Consider the following 26,255-nt stretch of genomic DNA (forward strand, 5'->3'; position numbering starts at 1 on the left):
TTGCGGCTTTTTCCGTGTTCGAACACTTTTTGGAAACATTATGGTCGTTATTCGTTTATCCCGTGGTGGCGCAAAGAAGCGTCCTTTTTACAACATCGTAGCTACTGATTCGCGCAATCGCCGTGACGGTCGCTTCATCGAACGTATCGGTTTTTACAATCCGGTAGCGTCCGGTGCAGAAGAGACTTTCCGTATTGCTCAGGATCGCCTGACGCATTGGCAAGGTGTTGGCGCGCAATTGTCGCCGACCGTTGCACGTCTGGTTGCTGACGCTGCCAAAAAAGCTGCTTAATACTGCAGTTTGAATCCGTTGAACGCGTCAGTAAATTTGTCGGCCACAGCACAAGCTGGAGTTGCATTACCCTCGGACTTGGTGGTGGTCGGTTACATTACTGGCGCTTACGGTATTAATGGCTGGGTGCGGATCAAACCGTATTCAGCGGATGCAGATGCACTGTTGCACGCCAAGACATGGTGGTTAGGCCGGCAGAATTCGCCGGAATTGCACGATGTCGAAATGATGCAGGCGAAAAATCACAGTGGTGACATTGTGGCGCGCCTGATGGGTGTGGCAGGGCGCGATGCAGCTGAGGCCATGAAGGGCAGTGTGGTGCATATACCGCGCAGCCATTTCCCGGCGCTGGCGGATGATGAATTCTATTGGGTCGATCTGATCGGCCTGGTGGTTGAGAATCTGCAGGGCGAGCATCTGGGAGTGGTCGCTGATTTGATGGACAACGGTGCGCATCCGATTCTTCGGATTACAGTGCCGGCAGCCGCAGATCAGAGCAAGGACAAGGCCGCAGCAGAATTGTTGATTCCGTTTGTTGAGCAGTTCGTCAAGACGGTGGATCAGCAAGCGAAGAAAATCACGGTTGACTGGGGACTGGATTATTAAGTTCGGACCCAGGCAGCCAAAGCAGCAAACAAGATCGCAAGCGAAACAAAAAGGTGCGCGGTATGCAATTTGATGTCGTCACACTGTTTCCCGAAATGTTTGCAGCATTGACGCAATCGGGTGTTACCCGCCGTGCGTTTGAGCAAAAAAGATGTGAGCTGGCCTTGTGGAATCCACGCGATTTCACTACCGACAATCATCGTACCGTGGATGACCGGCCTTACGGCGGCGGCCCTGGCATGGTGATGTTGGCGAAACCGCTGGAAGCTGCGATTGAAGCAGCCAAGGCGCGTCAGCTGCAACAAAATCTACCTGCACCGAGAGTAGTCTACCTGTCGCCGCAAGGCCAGCCGCTGACTCATCAACGTGTCATGGAATTGCGTACCGAACCTGGTTTGGTATTGCTTTGCGGACGCTATGAAGCGGTAGACCAGCGTTTGCTGGATCGTTGCGTGGATGAAGAAATCAGCCTCGGCGATTTCGTTTTGTCCGGCGGCGAATTACCGGCGATGGCTTTGATGGATGCGGTGATCCGGCAGTTGCCGGGCGTGTTGAATGACGGTGCATCGGCGGTCGAAGACAGTTTTGTTAACGGCTTGCTGGATTGTCCGCATTACACCCGGCCGGAACAGTATGAAGGCGTGGCGGTGCCGCCGGTCCTGATGGGTGGTCATCATGCCGAAATCGAAAAATGGCGACGTCAGCAGATGTTGGCTGCCACGGCAAAAAAGCGGCCCGATCTGATTCAAAAGATACGCGCTGCCGGTTTGCTAAGTGCTGCCGATGAAAAGTTTTTACGGAATATAGGTTGAGCGCGCGAGTGTCCGGCCTATTGTAGTTAGTAGTAAATAGGTAGTAATGCAGTAGTAACGCAGTACCAAGAGGAGGCCAGCCGGCCGCCTATGTTTAACCCCATCCTCTACTGAGCAGCGCCTGACACAAAAGTCGAGCACAAAACGGCGTCAGCAAGATGGTATATGGAGCTAAAAATGGATTTGATCCAACAACTTGAGCAAGAAGAAATTGCCCGCCTCGGCAAGAATATCCCTGAATTCGCACCAGGCGATACAGTCGTCGTCAGCGTTAACGTAGTTGAAGGTACGCGGAAGCGTGCTCAGGCTTACGAAGGCGTTGTGATTTCGCGTCGTAACCGTGGTTTGAACTCCAACTTCATCGTCCGTAAGATTTCTTCCGGCGAAGGCGTTGAGCGTACATTCCAACTGTACTCGCCACTGATCGCTTCGATCGAAGTCAAGCGTCGCGGCGATGTCCGTCGCGCCAAGCTGTACTACCTGCGTGAGCGTTCCGGCAAGTCGGCACGTATCAAGGAAAAACTGCCACAACGTCGCAACACTGCAAAGGCTGCACCAGCAGCAGAGTAAGTCGTTGTTATGCAGGCATAGGTATTGCATGAAAAAGGGGCGCCATCAGGCGCCCCTTTTTGCATTTGCGTGCTTGCTGCAAGTTATCGCCGCCTGGGTATAGTTGCCATGAAGTAAAATTGCGTTAATTGTTATTATCTGTGACGACGATAGGTCATTCGCCGTCATCGCGGTAAAGTGATAAAAAGATTGTTAGAGGAATTTTCTTGGTTAAGTTGACTTTCGATCCCCTGATGCTGCCAGTTGACGCGGTTGCCGGCGAATCAGCACTGGCGCCCGACAGGATGAGTGCGGCATGGCTGCGTCAGCGCTTTGCGCAGCAGCCGGAATGGCATCCCGAGCATATGGATGGGCAGACCGTGCTGCGTATGGCGCAACAACCGCAGGGCAAGCCGGTAACGCCGGCGTCGGTGTTGATTCCCATCGTCATGCATGAGGAGCAGCCGACGCTGTTGTTTACCCAGCGTGCCGCCCATCTGACCGATCATGCCGGACAAGTGAGTTTTCCGGGAGGCCGCATGGAGCAGAGTGACGCCTCGCCAATTGAAACCGCTCTGCGCGAGGCCGAAGAAGAGATCGGGCTGGCACGTGGCCAGGTCGAGGTGATCGGCAGCTTGCCGGAATATTTCACCGGCACCGGCTATCGCGTCACGCCGGTGGTCTGTCTGGTCAATCCGCCAATCAGCTTGCGCGCCGATCCGGACGAGGTAGCCGAAATTTTTGAAGTCCCCCTGGCATTCCTGATGGATGGCCTGAATCATCAATTGCGCAGCATCGATTTACCGGACGGTTATCGCCGCACCTTTTATGCGATGCCCTACGAGCGCTTCTTCATTTGGGGGGCGACCGCCGCCATGTTAAGGAATTTATTCCACTTTCTGCGGGCTTAGATTTAGCGTGTGACGCCAAACGATGGCAAACATGTCCAGTACTAGTTTGATTCTATGGGTGTGCTGCGTTATCGTATGGGTTATTGCAATTTTAGATGTTATGGCAACACCAATACGCCACGATTTGCAGTGGCTATGGATGCTGATTTGCTGCGCTGTTATTCACACTGTTGCTTGCTCAGTTATTTGCGTTGTTGCTCGACTTATAAGGCTGGTTAATGACATTTCTCTCTATTCTGTTTGCGTTGCTGATCGAACAACTGAAACCGCTGCGTGCGGATAATCCCGTGTATGCGTGGGTCAAGCATTTCGCGAGCAAGATAGAAGCTTCGTTTAATGCGGGGCAGGCGCGTCAAGGCCGGCTCGGCTGGTTCTGCGTGATCCTGGCGCTAACCCTGCCAACTGCGCTGATCTATTGGTTGTGCGTGCACATCGGCGCCTGGGCTGCGCTGCTCTGGAATGTCTTGATCGTGTATCTGACGCTCGGCTTCCGCCACTACAGCCACTACTTCAGCTCGATTCAACTGGCGCTCAACACCGGCGACGACGCTACCGCACGGACCTTGCTGGCAGAGTGGACCAAGCTCGACACCACCGATATGGATGTCAGCGAAATCTCCCGCATCGCGGTGGAAAAAGCGCTGATCACCACCCATCGCCACGTGTTCGGCGTGTTTTTCTGGTTCCTCATGCCGGTCGGCCCGGCTTGCGCCGTCATGTACCGCATCGCCGAGTATCTGGCGCGCGGCTGGAATGAGCCTGATCACATGCGCAATGAAGCTTTCGGGCGTTTTGCGGCCCAGGCGTTTTATTGGATAGACTGGATTCCAGCGCGTTTGACGGCCGCCGCCTTTGCGGTAGTCGGCAATTTCGAGGATGCAATTTACGCCTGGCGTAATTTTGCCGACCGCTGGAGCAACGAAACCGACGGCATCATCTTGTCCACCGGCGGCGGCGCCATGGGAGTGTTGCTCGGCACGCCGCTGGAAACCGCGATCGCGATCCTGCCGGCCGATGCATCGACAGTTGATTCGACCGCAATGGAAGGCGAAAGCCCACCGGGCGACGTGCCCACGCCGCGCGCCCTGCAAAGTACGGTCGGCCTGGTCTGGCGCGCGCTGTTACTGTGGATGTTCTTGTTGCTGTTGCTATCGGCCGCAATCTGGTTTGGCTAAGCCGGGCAGGTGGATGCTTGCACTGGATGGTCGGTCTTCTATAAGATATAATACGTAAGAATCACTTGCGCAAAATTGCTTAAGTGAAAATTGTTGCTTGCTTCGACAAGAGGTCAAGCAAATGTCTGTAGCAAGCGTTATAGAAGAAACGAGCTGTACGCATGGCTGATACCATTCAATCTCCCGAAGCCCCCGCCCGCGAATTTTTCATTCAAGGTATTACCAGCGACGGCAGGCAGTTCCGCCCCAGCGACTGGGCCGAACGCCTGTGCGGCGTCATGGCGTGTTTTCGCCCGGAAGGATCGGGCGGCCGCAATGCCCATTTGCAATATTCACCGTACGTGCGGCCGGTATTGTTGAATGGCGTACGCTCGGTTGTCGTCAATGAAGATCTGCGCCAGATCGAGCCTTTGGCCTATCATTTTGTGGTCAATTTTGCGAAAGACAACGATCTGCAAATTTTGCAGGCCTGCTTGTTGCCCGACGCCGCAGCACCGAAATCTACCTGAATTCTTACCTACATCTGCAACGTTTCTTGCTGCGCGGCTTTTAGTTGATTTTTGGCACTAAAAAGAAATCAGCGGACGACGTTCCCGAGTAAAAAGACCGTGTAATATTTCGCCTATTGTTCGCAATGGAGTAGAAATGTTTCGTCGTGGTTCGTCAATCTTCATACCCATTGCCTCTTTATCCAGTTTGATATTAGGCCTAGCCATCACGCTCGGCCTGTTTGTCTCAGTGCGGCACCTCGAATACGAAAAAATGGACGCCGAATTCCGACGCCTGGCCGGCGCCCAGCTGAAGGCGGTGGTGGTCGGTCTTGACTCCTTGGTTCATGAGCTGGAAACCGTGAATCGTTTGTTCCTCACCGTAAACGGCGTCAGTCGCGAACAGTTCCATACCTTTACCGCTCCCATGCTGCAGCGCGCTCCCTACATCAAATCGCTAGGCTTTCAGCGCCTGGTGACGGCTGCTCAGCGGCCAGTCTATGAAGTAGAGATGCGCAAGTCTTTTCCCAATTTTTCGATTCGCCAGTTGAGCGACGGCAAGCCGGAGCCGGCAGTTGGCCACGACCAATACCGGGTTGTCGAATTTCTTGAGCCAATGGCTGGCAATGAAGCTGCGTTTGCTCTCGATGTAGCGGCCAGCGAGGTTCAGGGTGAAGCGGCGGAACGCGCACGCGACACCGGTTTGCCGGCTGCTACAGATTTATTTGCATTAAAGTCCAACAAGAATGGCGGCAAGTCGGTCATGATGATTCTCATGCCGGTTTATCAGCACGGCGCCGTGCTGCAGAGTGTCGATGACCGCCGTCGTGCATTGATTGGTTATACCAGTGCGGCCTTGCGGGCGGATGCTTTCGTGAATAATATCTTGGCGCGAGACGGGACGCAGGTGCGTGAAGATTTTTATCTTCGGGTATACGCCAGCGCCAAGCCGGAAGAGGGCACCTTGGTGTATCGCCAGGGCAATCCGGTTAGCCTGGCCAATACCATGGCCTGGCTGCCGGCATGGTTGCTGTACGACGCTCCGCAAGACATGTCGCAGACCTTTGATCTTGCCGGCAAGTCCTGGTACGTGGAGGCTTCGGCGCCGGCGCGCGTATTCACTAAAAAGAATGCCGGATCGATTCTGGTATTGATACTGGGCAGCTTGCTGAGCTGGATGGGCGCTACCTATCTGTATTTCCTATCGACACGCTCCAAACGGATTGAGCAGCTGGTGGACGCTCGCACCCAGCAAGTCAGGCTGGCGACGCAGATGATGAAAGAAGACATCGTCGCCCGCAAGCGCGCCGAGGATGCCTTGCAACTGCGTGAACGCGCCATCGAATCGAGCGCAAATGCGATCATCATCTCCAGCGCCAAATTGCCGGATTATCTGGTGGAGTACGTCAATCCGGCATTCGAACGGATTACCGGATATACCGCCAGCGAGATGGTCGGCCGCAATCTGGAAATGTTGCATGGCGAGGATCACGACCAGATCGGTCTGGAAGAAATTCGCTCCGCCTTGCGTGAAAAACGCAGTGCGAACGCAGTATTCCGCAGTTATCGCAAAGACGGCACCTTGTTCTGGAACGAGCTTTATATAGCGCCGGTCAAGGACAGCTCTGGCCGCGTCAGCCACTTCGTCACATCTTTGTACGACATCACCGAAATGAAGAGTTACGAGGCCGAGCTGGAGCATCAGGCCCGGCACGACACCCTGACGGGGCTGGCCAACCGCAATGTATTGAGCGATCGGCTGAGCCAGGCGATTGTCTATGGCGAGCTGTATGGCCACAGAGTATGGGTGCTGTTCGTCGATCTGGACCGCTTCAAATTCGTCAACGATACGCTCGGACACAATGCCGGCGATCAGTTGCTGAAGGAAGTCGCCAGCCGCCTGAAAGCCTTTACCCGCGAAGCGGACACCATAGCCCGGCTCGGCAGCGATGAATTTGTCCTGATCTTGCCGGAACGTCTCGATGAAGAGCTGAGCGTAGGTCTGATCCAAGGCATGATGGATGCGATCGCGCGTCCTTTGCAAATCGAAGGTTACGACTTTTTCTTGAGTTGCAGCATCGGCGTTGCGGTCTATCCGAATGACGGCGAAGATCCGGAAAGCCTGCTCAAGCACGCCGATATCGCCATGTATCGCGCCAAGGAAATGGGGAATAATAATTACCAGTTCTACACCGCAGCGATGAATGAAAGGGCGCTGGAACGCTTGCGCATCGAGGGCGATTTGCGCAATGCAATGGAGCGCAAGGAATTGCTGCTTTACTACCAGCCGCAAGTCGATTTGCGTACCGGCCGCATGGTCGGCATGGAAGCCTTGATCCGCTGGAAGCATCCGGAGCTGGGCATGATTTCGCCGACGCGTTTCATCGATCTGGCAGAAGAAACCGGCTTGATCGTGCAGATGGGGGCTTGGGTAATGCACACCGCTTGCGAGCAAAACAAGGCCTGGCAGCGCATGGGGCTGGGTTATTTGCGGATGTCGGTGAATCTGTCGACGCGTCAGTTTTTCCAGCAAAACCTGGTGCAGCAGGTAGCCAAGGTGCTGGAAGATACGGGGTTGGCGCCGCACTACCTCGAGATCGAGTTGACGGAAAGCCTGGTGATGACGGACGTTGAGCTGGCCGTGGGCATCCTGAATGACCTGAAATCGATAGGGGTGCAATTGTCAATCGACGATTTTGGCACCGGTTATTCCAGCCTGGCTTATCTGAAGAGTTTCCCGATCGACGCCTTGAAGATCGATCAATCTTTTGTACGTGACATCACGGTTGACCAGGACGATGCCGCAATCGTTGCCTCGATTATCTCGCTGGCTCATAACTTGCGTCTGCAAGTGATCGCCGAGGGGGTCGAGACGCAAGAACAACTGTCCTACCTGCAGCGTCATCGCTGTGATGAAATGCAAGGCTTTTATTTCAGCGAGCCGGTATCGGCCGCCGACATCGAAGCCCTCCTGCGCGAAGGAAAAGTATTACCATAAGACTTTGCTGACGAATTGGCTGCAAGTTTGCTAGCAGCTTGCTGTGAACTTGCTGCGAACTTGCTGTAGCAGCAGTGCAGGACGTCGCTAATTTTATGGAGCTGAAATGACTACCAGCAGAATCGAACGCGATACCTTTGGCAAGATTGAAGTCCCGGATGAACGGCTGTGGGGCGCGCAGACCCAGCGCAGCCTGCATCATTTCCATATCTCCAGCGAACGCATGCCGCCCGAGCTGATCGTGGCGCTGGCCGCCGTCAAGCAAGCTTGCGCGCAAGTCAATCAAGATCTCGGCAAGCTGCCGAAAACCCAGGCCGCCGCCATCATGCAGGCGGCGCAGGAAGTAGTGGCGGGCCAGCATCCGGATGAGTTTCCCTTGTCGGTGTGGCAAACCGGTTCCGGCACCCAGAGCAATATGAACATGAACGAGGTGCTAGCCAACCGCGCCTCGGAAATCCTCGGCGGCGTGCGCGGCGAAGCGCGCCTGGTGCATCCCAACGATGCGGTCAATCTGAGCCAGTCATCCAACGACATTTTTCCAACCGCGATGCATGTCGCCGCTGCGCTCGCGATCGCCAATGCACTGTTGCCGTCGCTGCAGAAGCTGCGCGCCACCTTGCACCAGAAATCCGTGGATTTCGACGACATCGTCAAAATCGGCCGTACCCATTTGCAGGATGCGACGCCGCTGACGCTGGGCCAGGAGTTCTCCGGCTATGTGGCGCAACTGGATCATGCGGAAAAAATCATCAAGGCCACGCTGGAGCCTTTGTGCGATCTGGCTGCCGGCGGCACCGCGGTAGGCACCGGGCTCAACGCCCCCAAGGATTTTGGCGACCGGGTTGCCGCCCAATTGGCCCAGACCGAAGGCTTGCCTTTCCGTAGCGCCGACAATAAATTTGCCGCACTGGCGGCGCATGACGCTCTGGTGGCTGCGCACGGTACTTTGAAGACATTGGCCGCAGCCTTGATGAAAATTGCCAACGATGTGCGCTGGCTGGCGTCCGGGCCGCGGTCCGGCCTGGGCGAGATCAGCATTCCGGAGAACGAACCGGGCAGTTCCATCATGCCGGGCAAGGTCAACCCGACCCAGTGCGAAGCGCTGACCATGCTGTGCTGCCAGGTGTTCGGCAACGACGTCGCGATTAATTTCGGCGGCGCCTCCGGCAATTTCGAATTGAATGTATTCAAGCCTCTGATTGCCCATAATTTCTTGCAAAGTGTGCGTTTGCTGGCCGACGGCATGGCCAGCTTCGAGCAGCATTGCGCCGACGGCATCGCCGCCAATCGCGACCGTATCGCCGAGCTGATGGAGCGCTCGCTGATGCTGGTGACTGCGCTGGCGCCGCATATCGGTTACGACCGTGCAGCCCAGATCGCCAAACATGCGCATCATGACGGCAGTACGCTGAAACAGGCGGCTTTGGCGCTCGGTTATGTGACGGAACAGGAATTTACGGAATGGGTGCAGCCTGAGAAAATGACTTATCCAGAGTAAAGTTTGCCAGGGCAGCTGATGCTTGCTGCCCTCGGCTCGTCTGGGACTAAATCAAGTTACACCGTCAAGTTACTTCGCAGCATATGCGCAGCGCGTCACAATACAGTAACGGCACAGGGATAATGTCGTTTTTAATACAAAAACAATATTTGTTAAAATGACCCTCCGCTATCTTTGCTCCTGCTTATGTTCTTACTGGTTTTCCTGATAGAAACTGAGATGCTGTGCTTTTTGCCGAGTTGTATAAGGCGAACAACCGCGGGCTGCCGCGCATGATGAAATGTTTTCGCATGCCCGTCACCTGCTTGCTGCGGTCAGTCTATGGCATCGTTTCCGCTCTGCTCTGTTTGAGCATGGCGAGCGCTAACGCCAGCTATCGGGTCGAGATCGATGCGCCAGGCGAGTTGAAGGGACTGCTTGAACAGTATCTGGATCTGGCGCGTTACAAAGATCGCCAGGATCTGAGCGAGGATCAGTTGAAATTCCTGATCGACACGGTTGATGAGCAAGTCACGCAATTGACTTCGACCGAAGGTTATTTTTCACCCAAGACCAGCGTTACGGTAGATGAGGGCGAGGTCAAGACCATCCATCTGAAAATCGATCCGCAGCAGCGCACCGTGGTGTCCGCCGCCACCGTCAATGTGATCGGCGCGGCTGCTACCGAGGCGCCTGAGCGGGTGCGCCAGATACAGCAGAACTGGGGCTTGCCCGCAGGCCAGCCTTTCCGCCAGGCTGACTGGTCGAAAGCCAAGGAAGACGGTTTGCAGGTATTGCTGAAGAAGCGCTATCCGGCGGCCAAGGTTGGGCAGTCGGAAGCGCGGGTCACGCCTGAAGACAACGATGCCGCACTGACGGTGCAATATGACAGCGGCCCCGGATTCACTCTGGGGGCGCTGCACATCACCGGCACCAAGCGCTACCCGCCCAGCATTATCGAGAACGTCAATCCCCTGCAGGTGGGAGAAGAGTACAGCGTCGACCGCTTGCTGCTGTTGCAGCGGCAGATCCAGAACACGCCATACTTTGGCAATGTGATCGTGAGTATCGACGATGATCCGGCGCATCCGCAAGAATCGCCGGTGAACGTGCAGGTAACCGAGTTCCCGACCCAGAGGTTGCGCACCGGGCTGGGTTACGCTTCCGATACCGGGGCGCAGGTGCAAGGCCGTTACACCAACTACAATGTGTTCGGCAAAGCCTGGGTGTTCGACGCCCAGACCAAGATTGAGCAACGGCGGCAATTCGGTTCGCTGGATTTGTCGATGCCGCCGGATACCCGCAGCTTCGTCAACGGTATCAATGGCTCATATGACCGGACTACCTTGCAAGGCGTCGATTTGCGCAGCATGAAATTCGGATTGAAGCGGGCGCGTTCGCTGGAAAACTACGATACCGCACTGACCCTGGACTATTATCGCGATCGCCTGCGCCAGACCGACGGCGCAACCCTGCCGCCGAATACCGTGATCCGGCCGGGCGAACATCAAGCTTTGGTGCCGGGTTTTTCCTGGGTCCGACGCGCCGTCGATGATCCCATTTTTCCTCGCAGCGGCCATATTTTCTCGATGCAGACCGGGTTCGCCGTGAAAGGCTTGCTGACCGACCAGACTTTTTTCAGGGCTGACGGCCGTTACAAACATTATTTTCCGATAGCAAAACGCGACGTGGTTATTTTGCGTACCGAGTTGGGCGGCGTATTTACCGCCGGTTCCAGCGCCTCGGTGCCGGCTTCCCTGCTGTTCCGCGCTGGCGGCAATGAATCGGTGCGCGGCTATAGTTACGACAGCATCGGCAATTCGCAAAACGGCACTGTCTATCCAACCAAGTATATGGTGACCGGCAGCGCCGAATATCAACACTGGGTCACCCAGCAGTGGGGCGGCGCCTTGTTTTACGACGTCGGCACCGCCACCGATAGCTGGGCTGCCCGCACGATCAAGGTTGGCACCGGCGCCGGCGTGCGTTATCGCAGCCCGGTCGGGACCGTGAATCTCGACCTGGCCTATGGCGTCCAGGCCAAGCAATTCCGGCCGCATATTTCCCTGGGCATCGCCTTCTGATTTTTTCCATTTTCAAGATTGAACGAATGACCGAAGCAGCTACCTCTCCAGAATCCGTAAGCCCGCCGCCGCATCCAAGCGCTGGCCGCAGGAGCTTGCGCTGGCTGTGGCGATCACTGGCGGCGTTCCTGCTGCTGTTGCTGGTATTGGCAGCCACCTCATTTTTCGGCGTTCGCTCCGAGCCCGGTGCGCGCGCCTTGTGGCAGTTAAGTACATGGGCCATGCATGGAAATTTATCTGGGCAACTGATCGGCGGCACTGTGGCGGACGGTTTGCAGCTACGAAATCTGGTCTATCGCGACGCTACCCAGCAATACAAGATTGATCGCATCGATGCAAAATGGCGTCTCAGCCTGTCGCCATTGAAGCTGGATGTCGCCTATCTGCGCGTAGGCATTGTCGACGCCCGGCTGGGGCCGACGCCGCCCGAGCCGAGCGTCATGCCTAGCAGCCTGGAGTTGCCGCTGCAACTGGTGCTCAACGATATTTCACTGAAGCAGCTGTCCCTGCACCAGGGGCTGAGCACCACTGAGTTGAGTCATCTGCAACTACACGGCCAGTCAGACCGGGTACAGCATAATCTGGTCCTGGAACGATTGGATACGCCGTATGGCAAGGCCAGCGCCAAGCTCAGCCTGAACGGCGTAAAACCGTTTGCGCTGAGCGGCGGAGCCGAGCTGAGCGGCGAGTACCAAAAAGAAAAATATCAGCTGGACGCAACTCTGTCTGGCAGCTTGGCGGCGCTGAACATAGACTTGAATGCGCGCGGGGACAAGCTTAGCGGCACTGCAAAAATTGCCGCCACACCATTTGCCCCCATCCCGTTTCAGCAACTCGAATTAAACGCCGCGCACATCAATCCAAAGCTGTTCAGCAGCGGCGCACCGCAGGCCGATCTGAGCCTGCAGGCGGCGCTGAAGCCGGTGTTGCCGCCAGCGGCGGCTGCAAACGCCTCAGCGGTGGTTGACTTGTCGACCTTGACGGTGAGCGGCCCGATCCGGATAACCAATGCGATGGCCGGTGCGCTGGATCAGGATCGTCTGCCGCTGGTCAGCGCCAGCGCCGAATTGCGGCTGGACGCCCAGACCCAGCAATTATCCCAGTTACAGCTGAAATTATTAAAGAACGCCAGCATCGACGGCCAGGGTGAATACCACAGCGACGGCAAAAACAAACACAACGGTGAATTCAACTTCAACGTGACCGGCCTGGATTTGCAAGCCTTGCACGGCAAGCTAAAGCCGACGCAGCTACGCGGGCCGCTCAGCATCAAGCTGACGCCGGAAAACCAGCAAATCAGCCTGAGCCTGGCCGACGCCACCTACCAGGCGAAACTGGAAACCGTGATTGACGCCAGGCAGATTGTCGTCAAAACGGCGCAGTTGGCAGCGGGGGCGGCGCGTCTTGACGCCAGCGGCAGCCTTGGCCTGGACGCCGGCATGGCTTACGCAGTGAAGGGCAGCTTGCGCGACTTCAACCCTTTCCTTTGGATCAACAGCGCTGCTCCAGTTAAAAGCGTAGCCAAAGGCGCGAAAGCTCCCGGCGCGCACAAATCCGCCTCGCAAGCAGTGACGGCAAATATCAACCTGGACGCGGACGCCAGCGGCAACCTCACGCCGGAGCTGAAAATGAAGCTCAAGTTCGCCATTCGCGACAGCCGCTACGATCAGTTGCCGATGACCGGCAACGGTCTGCTCAACCTGGCCGGCACACGCTTGCTGCCCAGCGATGTCGCCTTGTCGGTGGCCGGTAACGAGATACACGCCAAGGGCAGCTTTGGCGCCGCCGGCGATCACCTTGATCTGAAGATCGATGCGCCGCAGTTGCAAGGCCTGGGCTTCGGCATCTCCGGCGCCGTGCATATGGATGGGCAGCTCAGCGGTACTTTGCAAAAACCGAATGTGCAGGCCACCTATCGCGCCGAGAAATTGGTGTACGGCGAACATCGGGTGGATAGCCTGTCAGGGCAGGCTGACGTGCAGGCAGATCTGAACGCCAAGCTCAATTCCAGCAATAACCGGCTGGTGCTAAGTGTTGACGGCCGCGGTTTGCATAGCGCCGACATGGCTCTGGATAGATTCAAGCTGGACCTGTCAGGTACTTATGCCGCGCATAACTTGAAATTGGATAGCAGCGGCACTCTGCACGGCAAGCCCTTGCATCTGACCATGGCGGCGCAAGGCCAGCTGAATCAGGGCAAGGCCGGCTACGGCTGGCAGGGACAGATCAGCGAGTTGCAAAACCAGGGCACGCCACGCATCAGCCTCGGGGCACCGTTGAGTATCAGCGCCGACGCCGGCCGGCTGCTGCTGGGCGCAACCCGCCTGAACGTGGCGGATGCGCAAATCGACTTGAAAAACTTCAGCTACGACAACGGCAAAATTAGTTCAGCCGGCGCCATCAATGCACTCAATGTGGCGACCGTACTTGGCTTGATGCATGAATTTGGCGGCCCGGAATTGCCCTTGAAGACGGATCTGGTGCTAGACAGCAGCTGGGATTTTTCGCTAGCGGAAAATCTTGGCGGTTATCTGCAGATCGCCCGCCGCAGTGGCGATCTGCGTGTCAATCCGGGGCGCGGCGACGTCAGTCTGGGTTTATCCGAGTTGAAATTGCGGGCGGATCTGCAAGCCGGCCAGATCAAGCTGGATAGCCAGCTGGCGGCTTCCCGCATCGGTACCTTGAACGCGCAATTGCAACTGGCTTTGCAGCATAGCGGTAGCAGCTGGACCGTCAGCGACAGCTCGGCATTGTCAGGCCAGGCCAAACTGCAGGTGCCGCATTTGAAATCCATCGGCGCCTTGATCGGGCCGCAGGTGGCGCTCGACGGCAGCATAGCGATGGACTTGAATCTGGCCGGCCAGATCGGCAAACCGGTGTTGTCGGGCAAAGTCAGCGGCGACCAGCTCGCCGTCACCCTGTTCGACCAGGGAATCAAACTGAAAGACGGCACGGCGCGTCTCAACCTGGCCAACAATGTGGTCGATTTGCAGCAGCTCGAATTCCACGGCGGCGACGGCGCCATACGCGCCACTGGCCGGCTGCAACTGGGCCACGACAATCCCGATCTGAGCGCCACGGTGATTGCCGATCGCCTGCAATTATTCGCCAGCCCCGACCGCCAGCTGATGTTGTCCGGCCAGGCCAAGATCGCCAATCTCAAGGAACAACTGCATGTCGACGGCAAATTCACGGTCGACAAGGCGCTGTTCGATTTACCGAAGAGCAGTGCGCCGGTATTGGGCGACGATGTGGTCATCGTGCGCAAGGAGCTGAAGGCCCGTGCCACGCCATTGACCGAACAGGAGAAGCTGGCTAAAGCTGCGCAGAAACCGGCCAGTGGCGCCACGCCGGTGATCAACGTAGAAGTCGATTTCGGCAACGATTTCCGCTTCCGCGGTAGCGGCGCCGATATCCTGCTGCGCGGCGCCATGCAAGTGCGCAGCGAACCCTATCAGCCCTTGCGCGCCACCGGCACAATCCGGGTGGCAAGCGGCAGCTACGAGGTATTCGGCCGCAAGCTGGCGATTGAACGCGGGCTGATCAATTTCCAAGGGCCGATCGACAATCCGAATATCAACATCCTCGCCATGAAGCGCAATCAGGAAGTCGAGGCGGGCGCCGAGATCACTGGCACCCCCTCCAATCTGCGGGTCAAGCTGGTGTCGGAACCGAATGTGTCGGACGAGGAAAAACTCTCCTGGCTGATGTTCGGCCACGGCAGCGACAGTTCGGCGCTGGGTCAGCGCGCGGCTGCTTCGCAGGCACTGGCGCTGTTGGGAGGTATAGGCGGCAAGAAGATTGCCCAAGGCATCGGTTTCGACGAATTCTCGATCGGCTCCAGCGATTCCGGCATCCAGAACGAGCAAGTGGTGAGCCTGGGTAAAGTCATCACCGAGAAAATCAACCTGGGTTACGAACAAGGTTTGACCACCGCCGCCAGCGTCTTGAAACTGACCTGGCAATTCTCACGACGCTGGTCGATGGTCATGCGCGGCGGCACTATCAACGGACTGGAAGTTTTGTATAACCTGCGCTTTGATTAAGCGCTTTGATTACCCGGCTGCGCTTAACAAACGCAGCTAACTGGGGTCAGAGTGAACTTTCTGCGCGCTTTTTGCAGAAACTTCACTCTGACCCCACTTAGCGGGCCACGGAGTACGGCCTCACCGTTAAAAAGAACAAAACCACCCAGTGCGCTCTGTCTTTCTCCGAATCCGTCATGTGGGGTCAGAGTCAAGTTGGCGATGAAGCACTGCAGAAATTGACTAACCCGTTGACTCTGACCCCAGATGACTCTTACCGCGGCAATGTCATGAAACTTGATGCATCAAGCCCGGCGCCCGGACAATTCAGCGCCGGCGTCCGGCTGCAGTTTCAAGGCAAACGGCAGCGAAGCCAGGGCGATCAAGGCAATCAGCAAGAAGGCCGGCCAGAAATCGGCGCTGACCAGCGTCGCGTGGCCTTGCACCTGATTCGATACCTGCAGCGCAAAACCACCGACGGTAACGCCCAGGCCGATCGCCAGTTGCTGGGCGACGCTGGTGATGCTGGTGGCCTGGCTCATCTGGCGCTGGTCGATCTCGGCGTAGGCAATCGCATTCAGGCTGGTAAATTGCATCGAACGCACGCAGCCGCCCACTAGCAGCATGAGGATGATGAAGACATGCGGCGAATCCGGCTGCAAGACGCCGAACGCCGCCATCGACAGTGCGCCAAGCAACGTGTTATAGACCAGCACATTCCTGAAGCCGAATTTTTTCAGCACCGTGGTGGTCATGGTTTTGACAAAAATCGCGCCGGCTGCCGAAGCACAGGTCAACAAGCCGGACTGGAATGGCGTCAAGCCGAAACCCAGCTGGAATAACAGCGGCAGCAAGAACGGCAGGGCGCCGACGCCGATCCGGAACAGCGAACCGCCGAACACGTTCATGCGTAGCGTGGGGATTTGCAGCAGCCGCAAATTGATCAGCGGATATGGTGTGCGGAAGGCGTGCCATACATACGCCAGCAAGCTGACGGTACCGGCCACCACGCAGATCAGCGAGACATCGCCCGCCACCAGATGACGGCCGGCGCTGGCCAGGCCGAACATCAGTGTCGAACAGCCGACGGCCGACAACAGGAAGCCGATCCAGTCGAGCGGCACGCTATCGTCGCTGCGCAGGTTCTCGATAAAGCGCGTGGCCAGGTAAATCCCCAGAATGCTGATCGGGACATTGATGAAGAAGATCCAGCGCCAGTGGAAATAGGTAGTGATGAAACCGCCCAGCGGCGGCCCGATCACCGGCCCCAGCAAGGCCGGGATAGTCAGGTAACTGAGCGCGCGCACCAGTTCTGCCTTGGAAGTGGTACGCAAGATCACCAGCCGTCCGACCGGCACCATCATGGCGCCGCCGACCCCTTGCAGGAAGCGGGCCGCGACAAATTCCGCCAGGTTGTTCGATATGCCGCACAGAATCGAGCCGAGCATGAACACCCCGATGGCGCTACGGAACACCGTGCGCGCCCCGAAACGGTCAGCCATCCAGCCGCTGATAGGAATAAACACCGCCAGGCTCACCAGATAGGAAGTCATCGCCAATTTCAGCGCGATCGGGCTTTCGCCCATGTCATGCGCCATCATCGGCAAAGAGGTGGCGATCACGGTGGAGTCCATGTTTTCCATGAACAAGGCGCAAGCAACAATCAGTGGCGTGAGGAAGACGCGGGATATGGCCATGAGGGATAGGTGGTGGGTGCTGGCGTGACAGGTAAAAAGACCGATCTACCTGCCAAAAGTGCATAATTATAACGGTTTAGACTATCGCTTACCGATCAGGTAGCATGCAGGCTGTTCTAATCGCAGCCCGCCGCTTTCACTGAAATCATGATCAACCCGTCCCCATCGTCGACTGAGTGTTTTGCATTGCTGGACGACCGCAGCGCAGTTTCTGCACCGTCGCCAGCATCTGGCCCGCCGTCGCGCCTATATACAAGCCATGTGCGCAGCTTGCAATGTTTTGAGGCGGATCAACTGCCGTCACTGATCGAGCAAATGCAACAAGCCTTGCGTGACGGCTTGCATGCGGTGACCCTGTTTACCTATGAGCTCGGGATCGGGCTGCAGCATGTTTCCTTGCCATCACCGCCGGCCGCAGCGACGCAACCCTTGGCGCAAATCCTGTTGTTCGCGGATTGCCACCATTTGAGCGATGCCGAGGTAGATGCCTGGCTGGCGCAGCGCCAGGCGGCAGAAACCAGTGAAACCGAAACGGGCGCCGGCATCGCCAATCTGCGGCCGAATGTCAGCGCCGCAGAATTTGCCGCCGCCATCGCCAAGATCCACGCCTACATCGAAGCTGGCGACACCTATCAGGTGAACTACACCTACCGCCTGCATTTCGACGTCTACGGCAGTCCCGTCGCGCTGTACCGGCAACTGCGGCAGCGCCAGCCAGTGCCTTACGGCAGCTTGATCCAGCTAGCCGATGGCGCCGCAGTCTTGTCGCTATCGCCCGAACTGTTCGTACGCCATGCCGATGGCCTGCTGACAGCGCGGCCGATGAAGGGCACCGCCGCCGCCAGCGGCGACGCCGAACAGGATAGGCAAGCCGCCAAGGCGCTCGCCGCAGATCCCAAGAATCGGGCGGAAAACCTGATGATTGTGGATTTACTGCGTAACGACCTGGGACGCATCGCCGTCCCCGGGTCGGTACGCGTACCGAAATTATTTGAGGTGACCCAGTTCAATACCGTACTGCAAATGACTTCCACCGTGCAGGCCCAGGTGCGCGACGATGTCAGCCTCAGCGCAGTGATCCAGGCCCTGTATCCCTGCGGTTCGATTACCGGTGCACCCAAGCATCGCACCATGCAAATCATCGCCGAACTGGAAGCCGCGCCGCGCGGCCTGTATACCGGCGCCATAGGCTGGTTCGATGCGGAGCAGGCAGGCCGTCGCTTTGGCGCATTCTGTTTGTCGGTGCCGATCCGCACCCTATGTCTGCAGCCGGCCTCGCCGGATGGCTTGGATGGGTTATATGGCGCCACCATACGGCGCGGTGAAATGGGCGTCGGCGCCGGCATCGTGCACGACAGCGTAGCGGCTGAGGAATACGCCGAATGCGCATTGAAAGCAAAATTCCTGACCGGCATGCGCGGCGATTTCTCTCTGTTTGAAACCATGTACGCGACCAACGCCGACGGTTGCCGTCACCTGGATTTGCATCTGCAACGCTTGCAAGCCTCCGCCGCCTACTTCGGTTTTCCCTATGACGAAACGATCCTGCGCACGGCATTGAAAAAACATTGCGCGAGCTTGCCCGTCACCGGCGCCCAGCGTTTGCGTCTGATCCTGTCTGCGGATGGCAGTTGCAGCTTGCAGAGTGCGGAACTGGCGCCGCTAGCAACGCCGGTCAGCGTATTGATCGCGCCAACCCCGACGCAGTCCGCCGATCTGTTTCTAAGGCATAAAACCACTGTGCGGCAACGCTACGATCAAGCCTGGCAACAGGCGCAACAGCTGGGTGCTTTCGACATGCTGTTCTTTAACAGCGAAGGCGAACTCACCGAAGGCGGCCGCAGCAACGTCTTCATCAAATTAGGTGGATGCTGGTATACGCCACCGCTGTGCTCAGGATTATTGCCAGGAGTGATGCGCAGCGTGGTCTTGAACGATCCGGCGTGGAACGCCAGCGAACGCAGTTTGAGCATGGACGATTTGCTAGCCGCCGAAGAGATCATGGTATGCAACAGCTTGCGCGGAACCATGCCGGCGACGCTGTTGCAGATCGCGTAATAGGCCGGTCGAAACGCGATAATCAATTCTCAAAATCTCGATTTCTTGTCTTTCCAAAGTAACGTTGACATTACGTTGCCTGCGGAAGACGAAATTTAAGAGAATGTTCACATCCACGTTAATGCGGTCCGAGCCACCACCGGCTGCTTGCGTTGTTTTTGACGTTGCTGTTGCTGTTGAAGTGAATTCCGCATTGGGACGTTGCCAAATGTGGCGCGTGTCAGTCGGGAATTGTGGGAAGACATGTTTGAGCGTAGCGAGTTGGTCTTTCCACCCGACTGACACGCGCCACATTTGGGGACCTGACCGAAGGGAAGGCAACGGCTTTGCGGTCGCCTTTTCTTTGCTTACTTTCTTTTGGCGAAGCAAAAGAAAGGGAGTAGCTGCCGGGCTACCCCCGGCGTGCATCCACGGAGTAGCTAACGTTTTAGTTACGCTCCAACCGCTCATCGCATGCGCACGCATGTACTCCGTGGCCTGTCAATTGGGGTCAGAGTAATTTACGACGATGAAGCTGTCGTAAAAAAACTCTGACCCCATTTGACTAAGAATGTGAGTAGCTGCCGGGCCGCAAAATATAAACCATCCTTTGACTTAAATCTGTCCAGATACGTTGGGCTTCCTGTCCTGCGCTCCTATACTGTATCCACATACAGCAAAAGAGGAGATCGTAAGAAAGCCGCGGAAATCGCAAGCGGCAACCGTGTTTTACAGGTCTGTGCAGGACCGGCAGGCATGAGAAGAAGCGCGGGCCAAGGATGGTAGAAACATCCAAGACCCGCTAACCACAAGTAACTAAACAGGAGTTAAGTATGGCTAAGCGCAATGATACGCGACACAGCAGCACATCAACAGTAAACGCAGCACAACGGCTCACAGTCTCCTTCTATCAAGACGACAATCCCGAAACACTCTGGATACGCCTGCACGGCAACGGAATCAAACAAACAGGTTTCAGCCCCAATGCCACCGTGCGTGTCAGAGTCATGACCGGGTGTTTGATGATCACCAGTGACTAGGCTTCACTGAAGTAGCCGCCTAACAGAAATCCACTCCCAATCCCGCGCAAGTCGTGGGGTTGGGAGCGGTTTTTATTGAAAGAAACAAATACCGTCAGGAACGCCATTAACTTTGAAACTGGCTCCATTTGCATTTGCAGCAAACAAAGTGTCGGTTGACTTTAAGGAATTGCTGGCACCTCGTGGGCTGTCTGATGGTAATAAGAGCTATGCATACCTTTTGAGTTTGGCATCGGAATTTGATCTGCAGGATTAGGCGAATGACCCGCGACGACGCTCTGTGAGCTCCACAATCCATGTCTGAAAGGAGCCATTCGTCGGTAGTGACGGTGCTGGCAACTGCGGGGCGTGTGCCGCCCGTCGCACTCAGCTGCCAAACACCCAGTAACTGCCTCAGTCTGCAGCGGATTGTCATCAAAGATGCTCGACCAGCTCCCGTTGAGCGACGGTAGTGATTCAAGCGCAGATCAGCGAGCCGCCAATCGCCACCGGCCAGGTCAACTGCTCACCGGCAGACAGTAAGCCGCGCCGCAGCCTCAGATTGCCGCGTCGTCCATCAGCCGCTTATGGACGATTTTCCGGGACCGGAAGCCTGTCTCCAACAGTAGCAGTTCAACCTACGGGCAGAATTTTCCTGCCGCTTTCCATGAGCAAAAGTTGCATAAAAGTTGCATATATGAGTCCCTTAATTAAGCAGCTGACGTGCAGTACCTTGGTATGCGGCACGTTCGGCGCAACTACCGTCTTGGCCGTGGAGGTACCGTCAAGCGGCTCGCTGCTGCAAAACAACCCGATCCTGAATGCGCCGGTCAATCCACGTTCCGACAGCAGCACGGAACTACCGCTGGGCAGCGGCGGCCAGGCTGCTGCGGCGGCGGATGCCGAGCAAGGCGAGTCTTTCCATGTCGCCCGCATCGAGGTCGAGGACGTGCTGCCGGCGCTGCAAGCGGCGGTCGAGGCTGCGGTTGCGCCTTACCGCGACCAGCAGATGACGTTCGGCATGCTGCGCAATGTCGCGGTCAAGGTCACAGTGACGTTGCAGGACGCTGGCGAGCGTCTGAGCTATGCCTATATCCCGAACCAGGATGTGGTAGACGGCGTGGTGAAATTGAAAGTGCTGCGTGGTTTCATCGAATCGGCCAAGTTGGGAAGCAATACTTCGCTGGTGTCGGAGCGGGTGCTGAAACGTTATCTGGACAACGCTGTGTCGCTGAATGGCGACGTAGGCATGACGGAAAGCCAGCTGCTGCGCCTGAGCGATTTACCCGGCGTCGGCGCCACCAAGCCGGTGCTGGCCGCCGGCGAGCAGCCGGGCGGCTCGGCCTTGACGGTCGATATCGCTCCTGGCAATCGGTCTCAAATTGTGATGGTGGCTGACAACAGCGGCTCCAAGGCCAGCGGCAAGTGGCGCGTGGGGACGCAGGTCACCGTTAACAGCCCGCTTGGAATTGGTGATCGCTTGCAGGCGGTCGCTTACGCGGCGCCTGATTTTCTTCAGCCTAACCGTGACAGCCAGGGCGGCAATACCTTGGTCGGGCGTCTATCCTACGATTTGCCGATCGGTGGCTCCGGCCTCCGTGGCGGGTTGTCCTACTCGAAGGTGCGCTACGCACTGGGTGGCAGAATCTGGCGCGACACCGGCGATGGTTTTGCCGAAGTATACAGCCTGTATGGCAGCTACCCGCTGGTACGTTCAGCGACCCGCAACTTGAACCTGAGCGCGAATCTGGATTTCAAGCGGATGAACGATACCGTGCTCAAAGAATTCAATTATCCAAGCAATTCGCGCTCGGCAACGGTGCTGAACGCGCAGTTGGCGGGCGATCGGCAGGGCCAGGTCGCCGGCTTGCCGAATGCGTTGACGTACCAGTTTGCGATGTCCGGCGGCGATCTGAACCGAGGCGGCAAGCTCAGTACCAAGTGGTGGGATCCAAAAGGCGACGCCAAGGGTCGCTATTACAAGGCCACGCAAAGCCTGCGGCTGTCGCAGGGGCTGGTGAATGGCGTGTACCTGGATCTGGCCTTGAGTGGGCAACAGGCCAGCCATAACCTGGACAGCTCGGAAAAAATGACTCTGGGTGGGCCGAACGGCGTGCGCGCCTATAGCAACGACGCCGCCAGCGTGGATAGCGGCTGGCTGCTGATGCCGACCTTGAATGTAGCAGTGCCCAAGGTCAACGGCTTGACCGCGCAACTGTTCTACGACTATGCACGCGGCGCGCTGAGCAAATTCGATCCGAATCGGAATGTCGTCGTGTCGATGGCCGGTTACGGCGTCGGCTTGAGCTACACGCTTCCTAAGCTCGCCTCGATCAATATGAGCTATGGGCGGCGCAATGGCAGCGATGCGTTGCTGGGCCCGCAAGCGCGCGATCAGGTGTGGCTGAATACGGCGATCCGGTTTTAAGCTGGGATAGCCGCCGCGCCGGACGCGGCTGCTGTTTCTATTTGTTAGTTAAATTGGAGGAGTGGGTCTGGCGAACTAAAAGGCGATGCGGCGGAATTGCCTCTTCGAAGATCGCTGTCAAGCTGGCGAAAAATGCAGAGCCAAGAGCAAATACCAGTATCGGCTGCTTGTGTTGTTTTTGACGTTGCTGTTGAAGTGAATTCCGCATTGAGACGTTGCCAAATGAGGCAGCTGTCAGCCGGGAATTGTGGGGGAACATGTTTGAGCCGAAGGTGAGTTGGTTTCCCCACCCGGCTGACAGCTGCCTCATTTGGGGACCTGACCGAAGGGAAGGCAACGGCTTTGCGGTCGCCTTTCTTTGCTTCCTTTCTTTGGCGAAGCAAAGAAAGGGAGCGGCTGCCGGACCGCTCCCGGCATGTACCTGCGGAGTAGCTACCGTTTTAAGTAACGATGAAAGCAGGTTGCAGCGCAGCTTCACTATCGAGCTGCAGAATATAAATAGTCCTTTGACTTAAATCTGTCCAGATACGTTGGGCTTCCAGTCCTGCGCTCCTATACTGTATCCATATCCAGTAGCGACCTGAAAGTAGTTCCCCAACCGAAGGAGGCCCGAAGAGCAATACCTCTCGATCGCAAGCGAACCGCGGAAATCGCAAGCGGCAACCGTGTTTTACAGGTCTGTGCAGGACCGGCAGGCAAGAGAAGAAGCGCGGGCCAAGGATGGTCAAAACATCCAAGACCCGCTAACCACAAGTAACTAAAACGGAGTTAAATATGGCTAAGCGCAATCATACGCGAGACAGCAACACGTCGACAGTAAACGCAGCACAACGGCTCACAGTCTCCTTCTATCAAGACGACAATCCCGAAACACTCTGGATACGCCTGCACGGCAACGGAATCAAACAGACCGGCTTCAGCCCCAATACCACCGTGCGTGTCAGAGTCATGACCGGGTGTTTGATGATTACCAGTGACTAGGCTTCACTGAAGTAGCCGGCTAACAGAAAACCGCTCCCAATCCCGCGCAGGTCGTGGGGTTGGGAGCGGTTTTTATTGAAAGAAACAAATGCAGTCCGTGACTCGGCTTGTCAATTCATTATTTGTACTAGGTCAAACCTAGATCGGGCCGTCATACATTGGCGGGAAACGGCCATGAAGCGTCGCTCGTCGGTATCGTTGTTCGGACACTCAGACGTCCGTTCGGTCCGGCAAACGCCGGCGAAAGGTCGCGACGATGAACTAACCCACGGGTTGCGTTCACCAGCCCTCTTTCATGCCCGCCATACCAGCCCACTCTTGCATTTTTGGGAAAATCTCGCCCCAACTGTTTTTCAGCAAATGCCGATGAACGATGGTCTCGTTTGGGAAGGCCTTTTGTACGAGCACGCTGAGTTGGAAATGTCGATATTCGCTGATCACTCCTGCTGCACAAAAGCGCTCGATACCCAGGTGAGCGATGTCTTGACCGGCCATCTCAAACTCACCGATCGATGTGACGAAGAACGGCATCGTCTCCGTTAAGGCCCTCGGAAGTTGGGCCGCTTCGAGTCGGTGTTGCACGCATTCATTGAGCTGGTTGACGACTTGGGGCGTGAACAGATACCAGTCCTCATAGGTGATGACAAAGGGATAAATGGGGCGTCCGTTGGGGATCCATTCAGATAATCCGTTAGTCGCGTCATCAATATTCTTGTACAACTGGACGACGGCCACCGCAAGCTCATCGAGCGATTTCTCAAGCGTCTCTCCTTCTGCCGTTTCCTTGGCTCCTTGTTTCATCCGACGTGTCTTGCACTCGATAAAAATATTACCAGTTGCGTCGCTTACGATTCCGTCCACGCCATGCCTGATTTGTCCGCTGACCTTGTAGGGTTGTTCGCCTGTGATTGCAAACCGATCCAAATCAAACACCTCATACAGAATACGACCCACATAACGCTCGAAAGCTCGGCCGTACTCATTCCCAAATTCGATCCCAAGTTGGTTTTTTCCTTTGCATAGATCGTGAAACAGTCCTTCAGTGATACGCCGAAGCAGAAAATCGGGAAGTGGGCACCAAAACAGAGGTGTCTGGTGGTTGTCGAGGTTGATCAATGGCGTGACTTCCATAGGGTTCAACGTGAACTCCCATCCCTCATCGTCACGCTGCAGCACCTCTAAATCTCGACGGATGTTCGCTAGTGTTGTTCCGGTGATCTTGAAAAAGGCATCACGAGCTTCGTGCGTAACGCCGAATTCTGAATAATCTTGAGACGCGTTGGTGCCCGGCTTTTTCTTCCCTGCGCCACCGATGGCGAGTGCCAGTAAAAACATGGCACTCACCGAAAGGCCCGTCGCCTTCTCAAAAATGGGGGCCAATTCATGATCGTTGTAAATATGAAAGGCACGAAACATGCGGGCCTCATCACGCGAATATTGCCAGCGTGCTTGTTGGTGGACCAACGTATGCGTCTCTCGCATGGCATCGTCGCCCGAGTTGACCGTGCATTCCGAGATGCCGTTATTGATCCGACGGATGTGGTCGATCATTTGACACAAACCGAGGGGCGTTGAAATCGTGAGCTGGTCACCGGCTGCGTGAAGCAGTATTTCACGGCACAAGAGATGAAGTTCCCACACATAAATCTCAAAAACGGAGCCATCCGCTTTCTTCAGAAGCTTGATCACCCCTGATACGGCCGCGTACTGTTGGTAGTGCCATATGTGTTCCAACGCCGGTCGCAACGCCATTTTTCGGAGTTGATTTCTGAACGGCTCATACAGATCGTGGATATTCATCGTGGGGAGGATGACACAAAGGTTGGCTAACTTCAGATCATACAGGCTACAGCTCTCTGATCATTGTTCCTGAGAAGCTGCCCACCGAACTTCCGAAGCAGGACATCGAACTTCCGAAGCAGGACATCGAGCTTCCGAAGCAAGACATCGAGCTTCTGAGGCAGGATATTCGAGCTTCCGCGGCAGGACATCGAACTCCCGAGGCAGGACATCGAACTCCCGAGGCAGGACATCGAACTTCCGAGGCAGGACATCGAGCATCTGAGGCAGGATATTCGAGCTTCCGAGGCAGGACGTCGAACTTCCGAGGCAGGACGTCGAACTTCCGAGGCAGGACATTGAACTTCCGAGGTAGGACATCGAGCTTCTGAAGTAGGGAGCCGACCCTTCGATAGCCACCGGCCAGCCTGCTCGCCGAGCCTCAAAACAATAATAATATATTATCGATGATACAATATTGGCACTCGGAAACTGGCGACACAATCGTTTGCCGTTGCTCATGTCCGTGCCCCTTCAACTTCGCGACGAAACTCTACAAAACTACAGGAAGCATGCATGGCCAAAGCAATTCGAACACTGCAAAGCCTGATTGACGGCAGACAAAACAAACGTATCTTGCGAGTCTCGTTCGTCAACAACGACGGTCCGCAGGCCGAGCTGCTGATTAATAAGCTCGAAGCAATCGAAGGTTTAAGCCGGGATTTCTCTTACAAGATCGAATTGCTGTCAAACGATGCGCTGATACCTCTCAAGGATCTGCACGGGAAATTACTGTGTGTGGAGTTGGTACGCGGTGACGGAACCATGCGTTGCTTCACCGGATATATCCATACGGTGCGGCTCAAACGTACAGATGGCAGCATCGCCTTCTATGAA

General features: G+C 56.3%; 19 protein-coding genes. 16 read left to right on the forward strand and 3 right to left on the reverse strand.

Annotated elements, in window-relative coordinates:
• Positions 1-40 precede the first annotated feature (40 nt).
• The 11 genes from rpsP (at position 41) to VNZ60_RS18935 (ending at position 15,438) form a co-directional block, all read left to right on the forward strand.
• Positions 41-292 carry a 30S ribosomal protein S16 gene (gene rpsP, locus VNZ60_RS18885; RefSeq protein WP_041741387.1) on the forward strand — a complete coding sequence of 84 codons (252 nt, stop codon included), beginning with the start codon at positions 41-43 and terminating at the stop codon, positions 290-292.
• A gap of 36 nt (positions 293-328) precedes the next feature.
• Positions 329-898 carry a ribosome maturation factor RimM gene (gene rimM / locus VNZ60_RS18890; protein ID WP_325661854.1) on the forward strand — a complete coding sequence of 190 codons (570 nt, stop codon included), beginning with the start codon at positions 329-331 and terminating at the stop codon, positions 896-898.
• A gap of 62 nt (positions 899-960) precedes the next feature.
• Positions 961-1,710: a tRNA (guanosine(37)-N1)-methyltransferase TrmD gene (trmD, locus tag VNZ60_RS18895; protein WP_325661856.1), complete on the forward strand. Its 750-nt coding sequence runs from the start codon at positions 961-963 to the stop codon at positions 1,708-1,710.
• Between the two features lie 177 nt (positions 1,711-1,887).
• Positions 1,888-2,280: a 50S ribosomal protein L19 gene (rplS, locus tag VNZ60_RS18900; protein WP_211444528.1), complete on the forward strand. Its 393-nt coding sequence runs from the start codon at positions 1,888-1,890 to the stop codon at positions 2,278-2,280.
• A gap of 206 nt (positions 2,281-2,486) precedes the next feature.
• On the forward strand, positions 2,487-3,170 hold the full coding sequence (locus VNZ60_RS18905; protein ID WP_325661859.1) for a CoA pyrophosphatase: 684 nt from the start codon (positions 2,487-2,489) through the stop codon (positions 3,168-3,170).
• A 218-nt stretch (positions 3,171-3,388) separates the two neighbouring features.
• A complete protein-coding gene (locus VNZ60_RS18910; protein ID WP_325661861.1) occupies positions 3,389-4,345 on the forward strand; it encodes a CobD/CbiB family protein in 957 nt (318 codons plus the stop codon).
• A 161-nt stretch (positions 4,346-4,506) separates the two neighbouring features.
• The gene (locus tag VNZ60_RS18915; RefSeq protein WP_325661863.1) at positions 4,507-4,854 is read left to right on the forward strand and encodes a DUF3579 domain-containing protein; all 348 of its coding nucleotides are present in this window, start codon (positions 4,507-4,509) and stop codon (positions 4,852-4,854) included.
• 253 nt (positions 4,855-5,107) lie between these two features.
• Positions 5,108-7,831 carry a bifunctional diguanylate cyclase/phosphodiesterase gene (locus tag VNZ60_RS18920; protein WP_325661865.1) on the forward strand — a complete coding sequence of 908 codons (2,724 nt, stop codon included), beginning with the start codon at positions 5,108-5,110 and terminating at the stop codon, positions 7,829-7,831.
• Between the two features lie 106 nt (positions 7,832-7,937).
• Positions 7,938-9,329: a class II fumarate hydratase gene (fumC, locus tag VNZ60_RS18925; RefSeq protein WP_325661867.1), complete on the forward strand. Its 1,392-nt coding sequence runs from the start codon at positions 7,938-7,940 to the stop codon at positions 9,327-9,329.
• 290 nt (positions 9,330-9,619) lie between these two features.
• Positions 9,620-11,392 carry an autotransporter assembly complex protein TamA gene (locus VNZ60_RS18930; RefSeq protein WP_325661869.1) on the forward strand — a complete coding sequence of 591 codons (1,773 nt, stop codon included), beginning with the start codon at positions 9,620-9,622 and terminating at the stop codon, positions 11,390-11,392.
• Between the two features lie 26 nt (positions 11,393-11,418).
• Complete coding sequence (locus VNZ60_RS18935; RefSeq protein WP_325661871.1) at positions 11,419-15,438, forward strand: translocation/assembly module TamB domain-containing protein; 4,020 nt, start codon at positions 11,419-11,421, stop codon at positions 15,436-15,438.
• A 284-nt stretch (positions 15,439-15,722) separates the two neighbouring features.
• On the opposite strand, the gene VNZ60_RS18940 is transcribed toward VNZ60_RS18935, so the two are convergent.
• On the reverse strand, positions 15,723-17,114 hold the full coding sequence (locus tag VNZ60_RS18940) for a DHA2 family efflux MFS transporter permease subunit (protein WP_325661873.1): 1,392 nt from the start codon (positions 17,112-17,114) through the stop codon (positions 15,723-15,725).
• Between the two features lie 147 nt (positions 17,115-17,261).
• Between VNZ60_RS18940 and pabB the strand changes: the two genes are divergently transcribed.
• Positions 17,262-19,172 carry an aminodeoxychorismate synthase component I gene (gene pabB, locus VNZ60_RS18945; protein ID WP_325661875.1) on the forward strand — a complete coding sequence of 637 codons (1,911 nt, stop codon included), beginning with the start codon at positions 17,262-17,264 and terminating at the stop codon, positions 19,170-19,172.
• Here pabB and VNZ60_RS18950 read toward each other — a convergent pair.
• A complete protein-coding gene (locus VNZ60_RS18950; RefSeq protein ID WP_325661877.1) occupies positions 19,098-19,637 on the reverse strand; it encodes a hypothetical protein in 540 nt (179 codons plus the stop codon). The genes pabB and VNZ60_RS18950 overlap by 75 nt on opposite strands.
• A 347-nt stretch (positions 19,638-19,984) precedes the next feature.
• On the opposite strand from VNZ60_RS18950, the gene VNZ60_RS18955 reads away from it, so the two are divergent.
• The 3 genes from VNZ60_RS18955 to VNZ60_RS18965 all read left to right on the forward strand — a co-directional run bounded on the left by VNZ60_RS18955 (position 19,985) and on the right by VNZ60_RS18965 (position 23,579).
• Entirely contained in the window at positions 19,985-20,191 is a 207-nt protein-coding gene (locus tag VNZ60_RS18955) for a SymE family type I addiction module toxin (protein WP_325661879.1), read from the forward strand.
• 676 nt (positions 20,192-20,867) lie between these two features.
• The gene (locus tag VNZ60_RS18960; RefSeq protein WP_325661881.1) at positions 20,868-22,598 is read left to right on the forward strand and encodes a ShlB/FhaC/HecB family hemolysin secretion/activation protein; all 1,731 of its coding nucleotides are present in this window, start codon (positions 20,868-20,870) and stop codon (positions 22,596-22,598) included.
• Between the two features lie 774 nt (positions 22,599-23,372).
• A complete protein-coding gene (locus tag VNZ60_RS18965; protein ID WP_325661883.1) occupies positions 23,373-23,579 on the forward strand; it encodes a SymE family type I addiction module toxin in 207 nt (68 codons plus the stop codon).
• A 279-nt stretch (positions 23,580-23,858) separates the two neighbouring features.
• Here the strand turns inward: VNZ60_RS18965 and VNZ60_RS18970 are convergent, their stop codons facing one another.
• Positions 23,859-25,379, reverse strand: coding sequence for a hypothetical protein (locus VNZ60_RS18970; RefSeq protein ID WP_325661885.1), 1,521 nt, complete (start codon positions 25,377-25,379; stop codon positions 23,859-23,861).
• A 555-nt stretch (positions 25,380-25,934) separates the two neighbouring features.
• Here VNZ60_RS18970 and VNZ60_RS18975 point away from each other — a divergent pair.
• Positions 25,935-26,255, forward strand: a 321-nt coding sequence (locus VNZ60_RS18975) for a contractile injection system protein, VgrG/Pvc8 family (RefSeq protein ID WP_325661887.1), incomplete at its 3' end; no start/stop codon positions are given.

It is taken from the genome of Collimonas sp. (assembly GCF_035566375.1).
In the GTDB taxonomy this organism is placed as follows: domain Bacteria; phylum Pseudomonadota; class Gammaproteobacteria; order Burkholderiales; family Burkholderiaceae_D; genus Collimonas.

What these genes read in the sequence shown, in the direction of transcription:
- rplS (WP_211444528.1), top strand. Translation starts at nt 1,888, where the DNA reads ATGGATTTGATCCAACAACTTGAGCAAGAAGAAATTGCCCGCCTCGGC.
- VNZ60_RS18915 (WP_325661863.1), top strand. Translation starts at nt 4,507, where the DNA reads ATGGCTGATACCATTCAATCTCCCGAAGCCCCCGCCCGCGAATTTTTC.
- rpsP (WP_041741387.1), top strand. Translation starts at nt 41, where the DNA reads ATGGTCGTTATTCGTTTATCCCGTGGTGGCGCAAAGAAGCGTCCTTTT.
- pabB (WP_325661875.1), top strand. Translation starts at nt 17,262, where the DNA reads ATGATCAACCCGTCCCCATCGTCGACTGAGTGTTTTGCATTGCTGGAC.
- VNZ60_RS18955 (WP_325661879.1), top strand. Translation starts at nt 19,985, where the DNA reads ATGGCTAAGCGCAATGATACGCGACACAGCAGCACATCAACAGTAAAC.
- VNZ60_RS18910 (WP_325661861.1), top strand. Translation starts at nt 3,389, where the DNA reads ATGACATTTCTCTCTATTCTGTTTGCGTTGCTGATCGAACAACTGAAA.
- VNZ60_RS18970 (WP_325661885.1), bottom strand. Translation starts at nt 25,379, where the DNA reads ATGAATATCCACGATCTGTATGAGCCGTTCAGAAATCAACTCCGAAAA.
- VNZ60_RS18940 (WP_325661873.1), bottom strand. Translation starts at nt 17,114, where the DNA reads ATGGCCATATCCCGCGTCTTCCTCACGCCACTGATTGTTGCTTGCGCC.
- fumC (WP_325661867.1), top strand. Translation starts at nt 7,938, where the DNA reads ATGACTACCAGCAGAATCGAACGCGATACCTTTGGCAAGATTGAAGTC.
- VNZ60_RS18920 (WP_325661865.1), top strand. Translation starts at nt 5,108, where the DNA reads ATGGACGCCGAATTCCGACGCCTGGCCGGCGCCCAGCTGAAGGCGGTG.
- VNZ60_RS18930 (WP_325661869.1), top strand. Translation starts at nt 9,620, where the DNA reads ATGCCCGTCACCTGCTTGCTGCGGTCAGTCTATGGCATCGTTTCCGCT.
- VNZ60_RS18935 (WP_325661871.1), top strand. Translation starts at nt 11,419, where the DNA reads ATGACCGAAGCAGCTACCTCTCCAGAATCCGTAAGCCCGCCGCCGCAT.
- VNZ60_RS18950 (WP_325661877.1), bottom strand. Translation starts at nt 19,637, where the DNA reads ATGCGTGCGCATGCGATGAGCGGTTGGAGCGTAACTAAAACGTTAGCT.
- trmD (WP_325661856.1), top strand. Translation starts at nt 961, where the DNA reads ATGCAATTTGATGTCGTCACACTGTTTCCCGAAATGTTTGCAGCATTG.
- VNZ60_RS18965 (WP_325661883.1), top strand. Translation starts at nt 23,373, where the DNA reads ATGGCTAAGCGCAATCATACGCGAGACAGCAACACGTCGACAGTAAAC.
- VNZ60_RS18960 (WP_325661881.1), top strand. Translation starts at nt 20,868, where the DNA reads ATGAGTCCCTTAATTAAGCAGCTGACGTGCAGTACCTTGGTATGCGGC.